This window comes from Clostridium oceanicum, from assembly GCF_039521385.1.
In the GTDB taxonomy this organism is placed as follows: Bacteria; Bacillota; Clostridia; order Clostridiales; family Clostridiaceae; genus Clostridium_F; species Clostridium_F oceanicum.
Genome location: NZ_BAAACG010000003.1, coordinates 75,402 through 92,220 on the forward strand (window position 1 = coordinate 75,402; position 16,819 = coordinate 92,220).

At 26.4% G+C, this 16,819-nt stretch carries 14 protein-coding genes, 1 tRNA gene and 1 pseudogene; 5 read left to right on the top strand and 11 right to left on the bottom strand.

The annotated features are described in order from the left end of the window. Positions 1-268 precede the first annotated feature (268 nt). From ABDZ71_RS02085 to tsaD, 8 genes are all read right to left on the bottom strand, one after another. Positions 269-1,165: a BadF/BadG/BcrA/BcrD ATPase family protein gene (locus tag ABDZ71_RS02085; protein WP_425544681.1), complete on the bottom strand. Its 897-nt coding sequence runs from the start codon at positions 1,163-1,165 to the stop codon at positions 269-271. Between the two features lie 82 nt (positions 1,166-1,247). Next, positions 1,248-2,153 (bottom strand): ROK family protein, encoded by a 906-nt coding sequence (locus tag ABDZ71_RS02090; protein WP_343758374.1) that lies wholly within the window; start codon positions 2,151-2,153, stop codon positions 1,248-1,250. Between the two features lie 15 nt (positions 2,154-2,168). Beyond that, entirely contained in the window at positions 2,169-3,554 is a 1,386-nt protein-coding gene (locus tag ABDZ71_RS02095) for a glycoside hydrolase family 1 protein (RefSeq protein WP_343758376.1), read from the bottom strand. A gap of 12 nt (positions 3,555-3,566) precedes the next feature. Further along, complete coding sequence (locus ABDZ71_RS02100; RefSeq protein ID WP_343758378.1) at positions 3,567-4,364, bottom strand: MurR/RpiR family transcriptional regulator; 798 nt, start codon at positions 4,362-4,364, stop codon at positions 3,567-3,569. A gap of 115 nt (positions 4,365-4,479) precedes the next feature. Continuing rightward, positions 4,480-7,134: a glycoside hydrolase family 38 N-terminal domain-containing protein gene (locus ABDZ71_RS02105; RefSeq protein WP_343758380.1), complete on the bottom strand. Its 2,655-nt coding sequence runs from the start codon at positions 7,132-7,134 to the stop codon at positions 4,480-4,482. Positions 7,135-7,165: 31 nt separating this feature from the next. Beyond that, positions 7,166-7,618, bottom strand: coding sequence for a PTS sugar transporter subunit IIA (locus ABDZ71_RS02110; protein WP_343758382.1), 453 nt, complete (start codon positions 7,616-7,618; stop codon positions 7,166-7,168). 1 nt (position 7,619) lies between these two features. Next, positions 7,620-9,086, bottom strand: coding sequence for a PTS fructose transporter subunit IIC (locus ABDZ71_RS02115; protein ID WP_343758384.1), 1,467 nt, complete (start codon positions 9,084-9,086; stop codon positions 7,620-7,622). A 252-nt stretch (positions 9,087-9,338) separates the two neighbouring features. After that, positions 9,339-10,361, bottom strand: a complete 1,023-nt coding sequence (tsaD, locus tag ABDZ71_RS02120) for a tRNA (adenosine(37)-N6)-threonylcarbamoyltransferase complex transferase subunit TsaD (RefSeq protein ID WP_343758387.1) — start codon at positions 10,359-10,361, stop codon at positions 9,339-9,341. Between the two features lie 218 nt (positions 10,362-10,579). Here tsaD and ABDZ71_RS02125 point away from each other — a divergent pair, with 218 nt between their 5' ends. Next, positions 10,580-11,209, top strand: coding sequence for a RusA family crossover junction endodeoxyribonuclease (locus ABDZ71_RS02125; protein ID WP_343758389.1), 630 nt, complete (start codon positions 10,580-10,582; stop codon positions 11,207-11,209). Positions 11,210-11,306: 97 nt separating this feature from the next. Here the strand turns inward: ABDZ71_RS02125 and ABDZ71_RS02130 are convergent. The 3 genes and pseudogenes from ABDZ71_RS02130 to ABDZ71_RS02140 form a co-directional block, all read right to left on the bottom strand. Continuing rightward, a pseudogene (locus ABDZ71_RS02130) lies at positions 11,307-12,278 on the bottom strand (NAD(P)/FAD-dependent oxidoreductase); the annotation flags it as partial. Positions 12,279-12,476: 198 nt separating this feature from the next. Then, positions 12,477-12,552 (bottom strand) — tRNA-Trp (locus ABDZ71_RS02135). Positions 12,553-12,677: 125 nt separating this feature from the next. Continuing rightward, positions 12,678-13,598, bottom strand: coding sequence for a metal ABC transporter substrate-binding protein (locus tag ABDZ71_RS02140; RefSeq protein WP_343758391.1), 921 nt, complete (start codon positions 13,596-13,598; stop codon positions 12,678-12,680). 187 nt (positions 13,599-13,785) lie between these two features. On the opposite strand from ABDZ71_RS02140, the gene ABDZ71_RS02145 reads away from it, so the two are divergent. The 4 genes from ABDZ71_RS02145 (at position 13,786) to rimI (ending at position 16,783) form a co-directional block, all read left to right on the top strand. After that, the gene (locus ABDZ71_RS02145) at positions 13,786-15,027 is read left to right on the top strand and encodes an HD-GYP domain-containing protein (RefSeq protein WP_343758393.1); all 1,242 of its coding nucleotides are present in this window, start codon (positions 13,786-13,788) and stop codon (positions 15,025-15,027) included. Between the two features lie 136 nt (positions 15,028-15,163). Next, positions 15,164-15,628 carry a tRNA (adenosine(37)-N6)-threonylcarbamoyltransferase complex ATPase subunit type 1 TsaE gene (tsaE, locus tag ABDZ71_RS02150; protein WP_343758396.1) on the top strand — a complete coding sequence of 155 codons (465 nt, stop codon included), beginning with the start codon at positions 15,164-15,166 and terminating at the stop codon, positions 15,626-15,628. Then, positions 15,625-16,338: a tRNA (adenosine(37)-N6)-threonylcarbamoyltransferase complex dimerization subunit type 1 TsaB gene (tsaB, locus tag ABDZ71_RS02155; protein ID WP_343758398.1), complete on the top strand. Its 714-nt coding sequence runs from the start codon at positions 15,625-15,627 to the stop codon at positions 16,336-16,338. The genes tsaE and tsaB overlap by 4 nt, the downstream gene beginning before the upstream one ends. After that, positions 16,331-16,783, top strand: a complete 453-nt coding sequence (rimI, locus tag ABDZ71_RS02160; protein WP_343758799.1) for a ribosomal protein S18-alanine N-acetyltransferase — start codon at positions 16,331-16,333, stop codon at positions 16,781-16,783. The genes tsaB and rimI overlap by 8 nt, the downstream gene beginning before the upstream one ends. Positions 16,784-16,819: the final 36 nt, after the last annotated feature.

The window sequence follows — 16,819 nt, forward strand, 5'->3', positions numbered from 1 at the left end:
AATTATTTATTCTATTATTATATATAATTCTCAAAATTTTTTCAATTGAATTTTTATGGTAATACAACTTTCAAAAATTTGCTCAAAAATTACATATTATAAATAATTTATTAATATGCCATAGTATAATTATACTATATTTTTGCCTTTAAATTAATAAATAAATAAAATAAATACTTATAAATAATTAAATTTATAAGTATTTTAAAATAATATATATTAAATTCTTTAAAATATAAGCTATACAGTGATAAATAAAAAATATGAATTACTTTGATGACAAATAATACGCCCCTTTACAGGAAGATACTTCGTCTTCTATAATATTTACATTTTCTATCTTAGAATTTATGTAATCTTTAAAAGCATTTTTTACTATACTAGCCTTAGTAATTACACTACCTTTTATCCCTATACTTATACTAGAAGGTGATCCAAGTTTTTTCCATGCAAATTCTGTAGTTCTTCCAAGATCTTTTCCTGCTTCCTTTAAAATTTTATTAGAATATTGTTCATTTTCCTCTGCCATTTCACAAATCAAAGGCATAATAGATGCTACTTTGTCTTTACTAGAATTATAAACTAAATCTTTAAATTCATTTATATCAGTAATATTAAATTTATTTAATATACGGTTTCTAAATTCACTTTTAGGTAAATTACTCTCTTCTTCTTCAATTATTTTTTTTAAAGCCTTAATAGCTATATAATACCCGCTACCTTCATCTCCTAAAATGTGTCCCCAGCCACCGGTTACTACTTTTTTACTATCAAGTATTCCAAAACAAATAGATCCAGTACCTGCTATAGTTAAAATTCCTTCTTTTCCTTTTAATAAAGAATATAAAGCTAATTCACCATCATTATATACTTTTACCTTTGTTTTAAATTTATCATAAACAGCATTAAAAATAATGTCTTTATTTTCTCCTACTTCCACTGCTGCCACGCCTAAATATATAGCTTTTAAAGTATGCTCCTTTAAATTTTTAATGCACATATCTATAGCTTTTAAAATGTTTTTTATGGCTACATCTCTATCTATAACCATATTACCAAAACCTGAATAAGCAGTTTCTAATTCTTTTCCCTTAAAATCATATGCTACTGCTTCTGTTTTAGTTCCCCCTGCATCTACACCTATTATATATTCCAATCCTACCACCTCTTTGCCATATTTTATAAGGATTATAAGCTTCACTATAAATAGTAGGTTTCAAAGCTTTATTTCTCCATAAAGCTAATTTTTACATACCATCAAATGTATTTATAAAATTATATACAGCTCCTACTAAATTCGAATCATTTAAAAATTCACATTTCTTAATTATAGGACGAATTTTAGCTATTGATATATTATCCATTAATATATCTAACTTTTCATTTATTCTATCTAATAAATCAGCTCTTTGAGTTACTGCTCCACCTAATACTATAACTTCTGGATCATAGAAATATTGCAAATTAAATATACCTATAGCCATTGTTTCATAATATCTCTCAACAGCTTCTATAGAGTCTTTATCTCCCTCTTCAGCTAATTCAAAAACTTTTTTACCATTTATTTTTTCTATATCTATATTCTTTTTAGTAGCAACATATTTAGTGGTAGCATTTATAGACCCTACTTCACTCCAATTTAAGAATTCACCCTTTTTAAAATCTTTTTCCATTATAAAATAGCCAAATTCTCCACCATGTAAGTTTTTACCTAGATGTAGTTTTCTATTTTTTATTATTGCTCCACCAATACCAGTACCACAAACAATAAAGGCTATATCGTTATAGTTTTTTGCAGCACCCTTCCATACTTCTGATAAAGCTGCACAATTTGCATCATTTTCTATTCCAACTTTATATCCTGTTTTTTCTTCTATTAGCTCTCTTATATTAGGACCATGTATATATGGCACTGCACTAGATCCTTTTATAATTCCTAATTTGTTATCTACTGCACCTGGAGAGCTTATAGCGATTCCTTCAAACCCATAACTATTTTCATATTTCTTAGTAACATTTGATATACTATCTAATAATTCAAACAAACTTTTCGGGGTTCTAAAATCACCTTTTTCGAGTATCTTTGCTGCTTCATCTAAAACTGCGTACTTTACACTATATCCTCCTATATCAAAAGCCATATATTTTTTCATACTTACACCACCTAACTAATTAAAACCATTTTGTTTAGATACTTCTTTAAACCATTCTCCACTTTTCTTTAAAGAGCGATTTAAATTATTTTCTAAGTCTACTCTATAAAATCCATATCTATTTTTATAAGCATTAAGCCAAGACCAGTTATCCATAAAAGTCCATAAATGATATCCAAAGCAATTAGAACCTTCCTCTATTCCTTTGTGAAGCCATTTTAAATGTTCTTTTATAAAATCTATTCTATAATCATCAATAACCATACCTTTATCATCTATAAATCGCTTTTCATTTTCTACACCCATACCATTTTCTGCTACATACCATGGTATATTATTATAATTTTCTTTTATATTTATAGAAATATCGTATATACCTTTTTCGTATATCTCCCATCCCCTATGAGGATTCATTTTTCTATCCGCCCATATATAATAATCAAAGAAACTCTCTGGCATTAAAATATCAGTATCTTTTATCTCTGATTCCTTTTTCTTTATTCTTCTAGGTTGATAATAATTAACTCCTAAAAAGTCTACTGTATTTTCTTTTATTATATTTAAATCTTCTTCTTCAAAATAAGGAGTTAATTTATTTTCTTTTATAAAATCTAACAATTCTTTTGGATACTCACCTAAAACTGATGGATCTAAAAAGCTCCTATTAAACAAAAGATCTGCTAAATTTGCTGCTTTAACATCTTCTTTATCATTACTTCTTGGATAAGATGGTGTAAGATTTAATATTACTCCAATCTTTCCTTCACATTTCATATCCTTAAACTCTTTTATAGCTTTACTAGATGCAAGCATTGTATTATAGGCAACCTCTACAGCTCTTTTCATATCTTTAACACAAGGATAATGAAAATCTGCTAAATAACCACATTCTACTGGAACTATAGGTTCATTAAAAGTAGTCCAAAAACTAACTTTATCTTTAAACAATCTAAAGGCTGTTTTAGCATAATATTTAAACCCTTCAACAACTTCCCTATTTTCCCATCCTCCTTTTTCTTGCATAATAAGAGGCATGTCAAAATGGAAAAGATTCATTATAGGTTTTATATTGTTCTTATTCATTTCATCTAAAACATTATTATAAAATTCTACTGCTTTATCATTTACATTAATTCCATCTGGTAATAGTCTTGCCCAAGATATAGATGTTCTAAAAGAATTAAAATTTATATTTTTCATGTTTTTTATATCTTCTTTATAATTAAAATAAAAATTTGATGTATCCTTAGGCCCAACTCCATTATGAAATCTTTCTGGTTCTATTTCGTACCAATAATCCCATATAGTTTTTGATTTTCCATCTATAAGTGCTGCTCCCTCTGTTTGAGGTGCTGATGCTGCTGCACCCCATAAAAAATTATCAGGAAATCTATATTTCATAATAAAACTCCTTTATTTACTTTTATTAATTGCTTTTTCTGTATTAAACCATTTTTTAACTGCATTTTTATATTTATCCACATAAAGAGAATATATTAAATCTATAGATATTACTAAAGGAATTTGTCCAGATATATTTCCCATAGCATCTACTTTATCTAATTTAGCTGTATATATGGTATGGTCTGAATACTTGATAAGCTCTGACTTATGATTTGATGTTATTGAAATAACTGTAGCTCCCTTAGCTTTAGCATTTTTTGCTGCTAAAATAGCATCTTCGCTTTTTCCTCTTAAAGAAAGGATAAATATTAAACTACTTTTATTTAAAATAGGCATTAACATTCTTACAGAATTATAATCTTTTATAACTTCAATAAATTTTCCTATTCTACTAAATCTAAATTTAAAATCATCTGCTGCAAGACCACTTGATCCCAGTCCAAACAAATGTATTATCTTCTTTTTATGAATTGCTTCACAAACATTAATCAAAACTTCTCTATCAAAGTTTTCATCAACATCTTTTAGTATATTTAAATAACCTTGTTGTATATTATTAAAAGTAGCTGATTCAATTTCTATTGAATTCAGTTTTTCCTTATATAAATATATAAATTCTTTATAATTATTAAATCCTAGTTTTTTGCAAAATCTTGTAATAGACGCTGGTGAAATAAATAATTTTTTAGCTAGCTCATCAATAGTTAATGGTTCTTTTTTCTTTAAAAAATAATCAGCTATAAGTTTTTCAACATTAGTAAATTTAAATCTATAACTTTTAATTACTAAAAATAAATCTCTATACATTTTCAGCTCCTTACACAAATAAAATTAATAACTATCAGCTTTTACACCTTATATTTATTATAAGATATAAAAGCTGATATTTTTAGCATATGTTAAAACTAGAATTTAATAATAATTATTTAAAATTAAATTTAAATGTTTTTATTTCTTTAGGTTTAAATTCTCCTAAAATAAATTCTTTAGTATCTAAATCTTTTATTGTATCTTCTTTTAAATTAACTAATTTTAAAGAGTCTAATTTTTTAGTTAGGATTACTTCTCCTGAATCCTTTATATAAGAATCTTTTGAATTATAAACTCTTAATATATATCCTTTGTGGTCTTTTGATTTTTTAAGACAACTAAATACTATGTCCTTGCACTTATCTAAACTTATAATTGATCCATCAAAGGATATATCTTTTGATAAAGAATTACTAACAAAATATTTTATAGTACTAGTAAATTTATTTAAATCTTGAATTTGATAATAAGATAGAGCTGTAGCGTATTTTTGATAGTTTTTATTAATATTAGCTTCTTCAAAATTACTGCTTATTTCAATTCCAAAATTAAAACTTAGCTTTCCTAGTAACTGACTATCTGGAGTTTCAATATATTTAAACTGATTTCCTGAAGCCACTCCAGGTCTTCTTATTAAATCTGGTCTTCCTAAATACCCTACACTTCTAAATAATGTTATAGCAATTTTGTCATAATCTTCTCCAACTATTTCATATTCCTTAATTCCTTTTGAATATAGTGTTACACTTTTATCTTCATTATGAAGGTTTACCCAAGAAAGCATAGGATAAATAGGTGTAGGTTCTTCTTTCCATCCTTTTTCTTTCCATGTATTAATATTTTCATCAAAAGTTTCTCTTTTAATATATCCAAAAGGTGTATCTGAATAAGAATATTTGCTTTTAATTTTGCTATTAAAAATAAATCTCATTCTGTGGTCTAAAACATTATTAAGAACTTCCATATTAAATTCAATTGTTTTTGATTCTTTTCTTAAAACTAAATCCAACTTATATTTTAGTTTTGTTAAAGCTTCACCTTTTTCTCTTTCCTTTAAAGAATAAGGCAATTTATAGCTTCCCTCTACTGTTAATGTACTCTTATATTTTCCTTTATTACAAAGGGCTACACTATCTTTAAAATTTAGATTATATATCTTATTATTGTAAGCTGGTGAATAATCATAAGTATCCCCTTCATCTCCACCATCTTCAATAGCTATACAATCTTCATATATTTCTCCACTTTCTTTATCTTTTATGGATATTTTCCCATTTTCTAAAGTTATTAAATATTTTTCATTTTCTATAAAGCTTTCTTCTTTTGCTTTATTATTTGTTTCTATATCTTCCGATTCTATAACCTTTATTAATTTATAGGAACAAGGATCCATTTTAGTTTGAAAAGATACATTAGTAACATAATAATATTTATCTTTTTCATATTCTTCTTTAGTTCTTTTTATTTGTCCTAAATATTCTTTTGTAACGCTATTTGTTTGGTATTCTAATTCTTTACCATCACAGAAAATTTTAAAATATTTAGATTTAGTGGATATATTAATATCTACTGCTTTATTTCTACTAAAAGGTAATGTATTGAACAGAACTACATCATTTTTTTCAATTCCTTTAATAGATTCACTTATTTTTCTAGTAACATAATCAATTATTGTATATGATAGTTCATTAGCTTTCTCAAATCTGTCTAATATTATTTTATTTGTCTTATCACTATTACATCCACCAGCACTATCATGAGCATGATTTTTTATAATAATTTTCCAAACTTCATCTACTAAATTCTTTTTATATTTCATTCCAAATTGTTCTGCCATTACTAATAGTGGTTCTATTTCATAAATTAGTCTTCTTTCAATCTTATCATTAAATAATTTATGGTCGTATCTTGAAGAATATATAGATCTATGAATTTTTGAAACTTCACTACAAAGAAGTTCTCCTTTTATTTCTTTTAATTCACAATTTTCATTTTCAAGGTCATTAAAGTATTTATTGTAATTACTTTCTTTAAATAAATAGCCTTTATCTTCTAATAATTCATTAGCCTTTTGTATTCTGTCTTTTAAATTTAAATCAACATATCTTTGATCTCCGCCAACTGGTAATGCAACATGTGTTGAGTTATTATCTTTAGCTATTATTTTAGTAAATTCATAAGCAGATTCTTTATTTTCCATAGTGCTTCCTTCAACTAGTTCAACACCGGAAAAATATCCATCTTTTATATTAACTACTTTAACTTTACTACCATCTTCACTTGACCAATTAAATATTCTATCTGAGCATTTATCTTTACTAAGACCTCTCCAAAATACAGATTTGTATATTCCCATTCCATTATAAATTTTAGGCATATCTATTCCTTGTCCAAAAGAATCTGGCAAATATCCGATTTTCATTACTTCTCCTAGTTTTTCACCTATATCCATACCTAAATTTAAATTTCTAACAACAGACTCTCCTCTTATAATCATTTCATCTGTTTGAGTATACCAAGGACCTACTAAAAGTTTTCCACTAGATATTAATTTTTCTACTCTATCTTTATTTTCCGGACAAACTCTTAAATAATCTTCTATTATAGATAGTTGCCCATCTAATAAGTAACTATCTATAATATTATTTTCCAAAGAATCTAAAACTTCATCCATATGATAAACTAATTGAATTAAAGATTCATTTACTGTAAAATACCATTCATAATCCCAATGAGTATGTGGTATTACATGTACTATATTTTTCACATTACCCTCCATAAACTAAGCATATTTTTTTCTATAGTTCGATCTCACACACAATTTTATATAATTCATCAGTATTCATTTCATCAAGTAATTTCTCTGTAAATTCTTTATTTATAAGTTTTCTAGCTATCTTACTTAATATCTTTAAGTGCTCCTCTGCTCCTTCAACTGGAATAGCTAATCCAAATGCTACTTTTACTGCACTTCCATCTAAGGAATTCCATTCTATAGGATTAGTGAATTTTATCAAAAATACTCCTGGTGTAATTACTGTTTTATTTTTGCTATGGGGAATAGCTATACCACCTTTAAATCCAGTAGTAACTTCTTTTTCTCTTTCCCATAATCCCTTTAAATACTCTTCTTCAGATTTAACATAGCCTTGAGTATAAGCTAATTTTGCAATAGTTTTAAATGCTTCTTCTTGTGTTTTAGAATTTTCATCAATTAATATATTTTCAATCTTAAAAACTTCATTATTCATATTATTCTACTCCTTTTCTCTTTGTAAAACCTATGATTAATGCAGTTACAAGTACTCCTGCCATAACTGAGAATACCCATGTAATTATTGGTATTGGTTGTTCAATATATCCTATAATAGCTCCTAATGGTGATCCTATACCTCCATAGAATTTAACTCCAAATGCTGCAACTAATCCACCAGCTACTGCTGAACCTGCTACATTTGCAATTATCATTCTTACAGGATCTGATGCTGCAAAAGGTATTGCTCCTTCTGTAACTCCTACAATTCCCATACCAAAAGCTGCATTTGCTGATATTTTTTCATTTTTAGTAAATTTATTTTTAAATAATATAGATGCAAGCCATACTCCTAATGGTGCTACTGATATTGCTGCTTGTGATGCTGTTTGAGGAACAAAGTTAGCATTTTGTATACCAAATTTTGCTACTGTATCTGTAAAAATTGCTGTACCAAATATAAGTGCTGTTTTATTTATAGGACCGCCTAAATCGAATCCAATCATAGCTCCTATTATTGCTCCCATAATTATAGGTGCTGAAGTATAAGTATTATTTAAGTAAGTTAATGAATTATATAATGAGTTCATCATTCCGCTTATTGGTCCACCGATAACATAAAATACTATCATTGATATAAGGAATATACTTATTAATGGTATTATCATTATTGGAACTAATGGTTGTAAAATTTTAGGCCATTTAATCTTTTTAAGTGCTTTTACAAGATATCCTACTATAAATGCAACAATAATCGCTGCTATAAATCCGCCTCCAGTTTTTGCTCCTAAAAGTTCTGCATCATTTGCTATATAAGCTCCTATCATAGCTGGTGCTATTGCAGGTTTATCTGCTATTGAGTTAGCTACAAATCCAGCAAAGAGTGGAATCATTAATTTAAATCCAACTTGACCTACTGTAAATAATCTTTGCATAAGTATTCCTACACCTGTTGATGTATCAAATCCCCATTTTACAATTCTTCCTAAATCATCCTTTTGGAATGCAAATATATTTGCTACAGCAAGTAATAACCCTGCTCCAATTACCATTGGTATCATGTATGAAATACCACTCATTATGTGTTTAAAGAAACTATTTTCTTTTGTTTTTCCTAATGTAACGTTTCCAACTTTAGTACCTTTTTTACCAAATATTTGTGCTTCATTAAAAGCTTTTTCTATTAATTTTTTAGAATCTTGTATTGCTTCTACTGATCTTACTTTTAAAAGCTTTTTACCTGAAAATCTAACTAAATCAATATTTATGTCTGCTGCTATAATTACAACATCAGCCTTTTCTATGTCTTCTTCTGTTAAAACATTTTCTGCTCCAATAGAACCTTGAGTTTCTACTTTAATATCATAGCCTTCTTCTTTTGCTGCCACTTCTAAAGATTCTGCAGCCATATAAGTATGAGCTATTCCAGCAGCACATGCTGTAACTGCTACAATTCTTTTACCCATCTAAAACACCTCCAACTTGATTTGAGAATATTTTATCATGTTCGACAAAAATGGTAAACGATTTACACTTCTTTAGGTTCTATTTTAAAAGCATTTAAAATTTAATGATATTTTTTTCAATTTGTTAAAATATTATATATCAAAAAAAATACTTATAAATGTTAACATTTATAAGTATTCCAAATTAATAAGTATTAAATTCTTTATTAAACAAATTTTATAAAACATACTATAAAATCAGGTTATCTCTATCTATCTTTCACCTAATTTTAAATTTGGTATAGCATTTATATCTTCTTTAACTATTCTTCCATTAATATATTCAAAATAAGCTGCACTACCTATCATAGCTGCATTATCTGTACATAAAATTGGTTCTGGTATTAAAACATCCACTCCAATTTTTTTGCATTCTTTTTTTAGAGTTTCTCTAAGACAAGAATTAGAAGCTACACCTCCAGCAACAGCTATTTTATCTACTCCTTTAATTTTACAAGCTTTTATAACATTATCAACTAAAACTCCAACTACAGCTTTTTGAAAAGATGCAGCTACATCTTCCTTATTTATTTCTTCATTTTTCATTTGCTTTTTATTTAAATAGTTTAATACTGAAGATTTAACACCACTAAATGAAAAATCTAAAGAATCATCATGAAAATTAGCCCTTGGAAATTTTATAGCATCTTCATTACCTTTTTTAGATATTTTATCTATTTTAGGTCCACCAGGATATCCAAGTCCAATAGCTCTTGCAACTTTATCAAAAGCTTCTCCTGCTGCATCGTCTCTAGTTTCTCCCATAACTTCAAATTCTCCATAATCTTTCATATGAACAATAAAAGTATGTCCTCCTGATACTACCAAACACACAAAAGGAGGTTTTAAATCTTTATATTGAATAAAATTAGCACTTATATGTCCTTCTATATGATTAACTCCTATAAGTGGTTTATCTATGGCATAAGATAGTCCTTTAGCATATTGAAGTCCAACTAATAATGCTCCAACAAGCCCTGGTCCATAGGTTACCCCTACTGCATCTATATCATTTAATTTAACATTAGCTTCTTCTAATGCTTCTTTTACAACTACACTTATAGCCTCTATATGTTTTCTTGACGCAACTTCTGGAACTACTCCACCAAACTTTTTATGTATATCTATTTGTGATGCTATTATATTTGATAAAACATTTCTACCATTAACTACTACCGCTGCTGAAGTTTCATCACAACTACTTTCTATTGATAGTATTTTTATATCTTTATTCATAAAACTACCTCTTTCTTTTAGTGAATAAATTTTAAACTTTCCATACCTTATAATACACAAAATTAAAGGCTCCATCAAGTTTTAGAATACTGTATATACTATATTATTAACCATTAGCATAAAAAATTAATATGATATAATTAGTATTAAACATATAAAGATAAAAAACAGCAATTTGTATATGAAAATTATTAAAATACTAAGGGAGTAATACCAAAATGCAAAAAAATTACGCTAAAGTTATAGTTAAAGGTTCTCCAATATCTAAATCAAATTTTAAACTATCAAATTCTAAAGGACGAGCTATACTACCTTATAATTCTGGAAAATATCATGATAGGTATGCTGTGTATGAAGAAGAAATAGCTTATGAAGCTAGGCTTCAAAATCCTAAAGTAGTTTTATCTGAATCATTAATAGCTATATTAAAGGTATATTATAAAAGTAGCAAAAGGCATCCTGATACCAGTAATATAACCAAAAGTATATTTGATGGAATTGAAAAAAGTGGCTTAATTATAAATGATGCTCAAATAAGAAGGATAGTAGTTGAAGAATACTATGATAAAATAAATCCTAGATTTGAATTAGAACTATTTGGAGAAAGTTCTTATAAAGTTAAATACGATATAGTAAAAAAAGAGGTTTTAGATACCCCTATAGAATATTCTCTTCCTCCTAATAAAAAATCTTCTTCTAAATATTTATCTAACAATAAATGTAAAGCTAAAGAATGTAATAAACTAAAATGTGAATTTTGTGGAACACTATTAAAACCTTCTGAAGCTGTCACTGCTAATAATAAAACTATAATCCTTTGTAAAAATTGTTTAAAAAAACTATTTTAAAAAATAAATAAAACTTATTCTAAAATTAAACTAATCTTTTAAAGATATTTTTATAAATTAATTTTAGAATAAGTTTTTATTATATTTAAGCACTTATTTTTTTCTTTATATACTGAGAAGCTCTTATTCCAAGCTCCCTTCCTTCTATAGTAACTTTATCTGCAGTATTATACATATGAATCATATTACCACAAGCAAATATTCCTTCAATTGGAGTTTCTAAATTTTCATTAACTTCTGGTGCTAAAGTAACCTCATGTAAATTTATTTTTGTTTTTTTTATCAAATCACTTTCTGAGCATAATCCTACAGATATTATTAAGCTATCACAAGGAATATATGTTTCTGTATCCTTTAAAGGCTTCTTATTTTCATCTACTTTAGCAATCGTTACACCTTCAACTCTATCCTTACCTTTTATACTAAGAACTGTATGTTTAAGTTTTAAAGGTATCTTAAATTCATCTATACACTCTAAAACATTTTCTTCTTTTCCATAACAATAAGGTCTAGTTTCTACTACCGCCTTTACCTTTGCTCCTTCTATACACATTCTTCTAGCCATTATTAAAGCTATATCTCCTGTTCCTAAAACTACAACATTTTTACCTGGCATATACCCTTCAAAATTTATAAATTTTTGTACTGTACCTGCTGTATAAATACCTGCATACCTACTTCCTGGTATATTTATAGTTCCTCTTGGTCTTTCCTTTGAACCTGTAGCTAATATTATTGATCTAGTGTATATAGTAAATATACCTTCTTTTGGATTTATAGATGTTATTTCTTTATTATTATTAACTTCTAAAACCGTAGTATTTAATTTAATATCTATATTCATACTCAAAACTTTATCTATTAATCTTTGAGCATATTCTGGACCAGTTATATTTTCTTTAAAAACATGAATACCAAATCCTGTATGTATACATTGATTTATTATTCCGCCTAGTTCTTCTTCTCTTTCTAGTATTAATATATTCTCTATTCCTTGCTGTTTAGCTGAAATAGCTGCTGCAAGACCTGCTGGACCTCCTCCAACTATAACAATGTCATATTTTTTCATTGCAACCCCTCCAAGTTAAAATTCTTTTCCAAACAGCATATAAATTTATATACAATTATCTATTTAAAACACAATATTATTTTATCATACAGATATAAATTTATCATTTAAACTATAGATTATATTAGTAGAAAAATTTATAATCTTTTAAATAAAAGCAAAATAAAAACCAGTAATCATATGATTACTGGTTTCCTCTGGCAGGGGCACGAGGACTTGAACCCGGAACCAACGGTTTTGGAGACCGCTACTCTACCAATTGAGCTATACCCCTAAGACACGATTTATTATACAACACTCTCTTTAAAATTGCAATACTTTTATGCTTATAATTCCACAATTTATCCAAATTTTTATTATTATATAGTAATTTTGCATCTAATAAATCTTATTTTGTCTTTATTTTTTTATAATATTATTCAAAATATCTAAGTTATATTTCATTATATCTTTATAGGTAATATTACTATTATATACTTTAAGCTTAGAACTTTTTAACTTATTATCCTCTATAAGTTTTTTATTATCTTTGTATTGTTTATCTTCACTATATAAAAATACTGTTTTTTTATTAGAAGAGTTTAACAAATTATTTATATCAGTAGAATTAGTTATTTTACCTTTGTCATCTCTAATAATTTTTGTTACATTTAAACCTAAATAATCTAAAAAATAATCCAAATTATCTTCATCTATAATAAAATTATATTTTTTTAAATCACTGCCTATTTTTTTAAACTTATCATCATATTCACTAACATCTTTTAATATCTCAGAAAAATTCTTTTCATAAAACCCTCTATTTCCTGGATCCTTATCTTGTATAGAATTCTTTATATTAGATAAAACAATTTTGTAATTGTTTAAATTCAAAAAATAATAAGGGTTATTTTTTAAAACTTTATCATTATATTTTACTTTTCTATCATAAGCTATTGTTCTAACCCCTCTAGAAGAATTTACAACTGCAACTTTATTTTTGTTTAACCCATTTAAAAAACTATCTATCCAAGGTTCAAAATCAACTCCTACATATAGAAATAAATCTTTTTTAGAAATATTATTCAAGCTATCTTTTGAAAACTTAAAATCTATAGTTTCTTTTCTGTTACTAAACATGTAATCTACATAATGTTTATCTCCAACTATTCTTTTTACTATATTATATAAATTTTTGTCTGTTGTCATTATGTCTAAATATTTTTCTTCTTTTAATGCTAAACCTTCTTCACTACCATATTCTGCAGCAGTATTTTTGCTACAGCCTGTAATATTTATACTTATTAAAATTACAAAAAAAAATGAAATAATTTTTTTCATAAGTTCACCTCTATTTTATATAAAACATAAATAATTAATAACACATATAAATTATATTTTACAAAATCAAATTTTATATTGCAAATTTAAAAATTCCAAAGAATTATTATACTTATTAGCATCATAAACATATAATATATAATGCATACAACTATTATATAACAAATTTGTTAAGGAGTCTTAGTTAATGGATATTTATATGGATAATATATTAAGATCAATATCAGCTGCTCTAGATTTATCTGAAATGAGTTCTATAAATAAAGATAATAATATAATAGAAAATATAACTAATATAAATTATTCTAGCCATTTTTTCCTCCATCATTCTGAAAGGACAAGCTATATAGCTTATTCCTTAGCTAAAGCTATGAATATAGAGGGCTCTAGATTAGAATATATTTATGTTTCTTCACTTCTTCATGATATTGGTGCTGCTAATTTTTTATCTAACACTTGCTCTAATGAACTATTTATAAAAGGTCACTGTGAAACTGGTGCTAAAATAGTTAAATCATTTCCTATATTTAAAAATATAGGAAAAATAATATTATATCACCACGAAAACTGGGATGGATCTGGTGCTTTAAATATTAAAAATTCTGCCATCCCCTTAGAAAGCCAAATAATAAGGATGGCTGATATAATAGAACTACTCTATAAAGAAAATATTCCTTATTATATACAAAAAGAATTTATAACTAAATGGATACTAGAAAAAAAGGATAAAATATTCTCTCCAAAATTAATAAAAGGATTTTTAAAAGCTTCCTCAAAAGATAGTTTTTGGCTAAATATTGAAAATACAACCTATATGTCTTATATATTAGCTGATATAAGTCCTGTAGGAAACTATAAACTTGATTTAAATAGTCTTACTAATATAGCTTATATTTTTTCAAATATAATTGATAGTAAAAGTAAGTTTACTGCAAATCATTCAATAGAAATCTCTAAATTAAGTTATAGCTTATGTAAAATTTTAAACTATGATGAAAAAACTTGCACTAAAATGAAAATAGCTGGACTACTTCATGATACAGGAAAATTAGCTGTGCCTACTAGCATATTAGATAAAGATGGTCCCCTAAACGATTCAGAATTTTCAATAATCAAATCTCATGCCTACTACACTGGAGTAATATTAAAAAAAATTGCTAATTTAAAAGATATAGGTAATTGGGCTTCTAACCACCATGAAAAACTCAATGGTAGCGGATATCCTTTAAAATTAACTGGTAAGGATTTATCAAGAGAATCTAGAATACTAGCAGTATGTGATATATACCAAGCTTTAACAGAAGATAGACCTTACAGAAAAGGGTTAAAAAACGAAGAAGCCTTCTCTATATTAGATAAAATGGTTTTAGAAGGATTAATATGTAGTAAATCTGTTAAAGATCTAAAATATACCTTATATAAATTATAATAAAATAAATTAGTTTATGCTTTAATAATTATTTAAATAAATCTTAAAAATTTATTACAAATTGTAAGTAAGTAAAGGCAACCCTTTAGTTGCCTTTTGATTATATTTGTGTTATAAGTATCAAGAGGTGAATATAATGGAATTTATTGTTGAAAACATAAATGATACCTTAAAACTTGGTGAAATAATTGGTGCTCATTGCTATAGTGGAGACATAATCTGTCTAAATGGTGACTTAGGTGCCGGTAAAACTCACCTTACTAAAGGTATAGCAAAAGGTCTTAACATAAAAGATAATATTACTAGCCCTACTTTCAACATAGTCAATGAATACAATGGAAATTTAAAACTATATCATTTTGATGTATATAGAGTAAATGATCCTGATGAAATAGAAGCTATTGGTTTTGATGAATACATCTTCGGAGATGGTGTTAGTATTATTGAATGGTCAAACTACATAAAAGAACTAATCCCTAAAGATCATATAGACATAATAATAAATAAACTACCTAAAAAAGGAGACAACTATAGAAAAATAGAAATTAAATATCCATTGGAAAATGATAAATATAAATACATAAAGGAGATAAAGCTATGAAGATATTAAGTTTAGATTCATCTACAGAATCAGCTACTTGTTCTATATTAGATGAAAATAAAGTATATGGAGAAATTACATTTAATTATAAAAAACAACATTCAACAATACTTATGACTCAAATAGACACTTTACTTAAAAGTATGAAATCTTCTATTTCTTCCATAGATGGCTTTGTTGTATCTAAAGGCCCTGGATCTTTTACAGGTTTAAGAATTGGTGCGGCTACTATAAAAGGACTAGCACAAGGAACATCTAAACCTTTTGTTTCAGTATCTTCTTTAGATTCTTTAGCTTATAATATGGCTTATACTTCTAATATAATTTGCCCTATATTAGATGCTTTAAGAGGAAATGTTTATACTGCTTTATATAAATTCGAAGGAACTAAACTAAAAAAATTAACTGACTACACTGTAATATCTGTAGAAGATTTGATAACTTTATTAAAATCTAAAAACGAACCTGTAACATTTATAGGTGATGGAGTTTATAAATTTAAAGAAGAACTTTCAGATAAAATATCTAATGTAAAATTCGCTCCTAACCATCTTAATTTAAGTAAATCATCTTCTTTAGGAGAACTTGGACTTTCTCTATTAAAAGAAGGAATAGAAGATGATATATATACCTTCTCTCCTCTTTACATAAGGAAATGTCAAGCAGAAAGAGAATATGAAAAGAAAATGGAGAAACTTAAAAATGACTAAAGAAAATATATCCATAGTTTCTTTTTCAAATGATCATATAGATGGAATAATGGCAATAGATAAACTAAGCTTTTCTTTACCAGCAAGTTTAGATTATTATAAAAAAGAACTTCAAAATAAGTCTGCTAAATATATAGTAGCTACAAAAAATGGACAAATTTTAGGATATGCTGCCCTTTGGCTTATAGTTGATGAAGGCCATCTAATTAATATAGCAGTTCATCCTGAATATAGAGGAATAGGCATATCTAAAATGCTACTAGATGAATTAATAAAAATATGTAAAAACTTTAATATAACTAGTATGACACTAGAAGTTAGAGCATCTAATAATGTAGCTATAAACTTATACCATAAATATGGATTTAAAGATAGTGGAATTAGAAAAGGATACTATGCTGACAACAAAGAAGATGCCATAATAATGTGGAAAAAAGATATTTAATCTTAAGTTATAAATAAAAATTTATACTAACTTAAT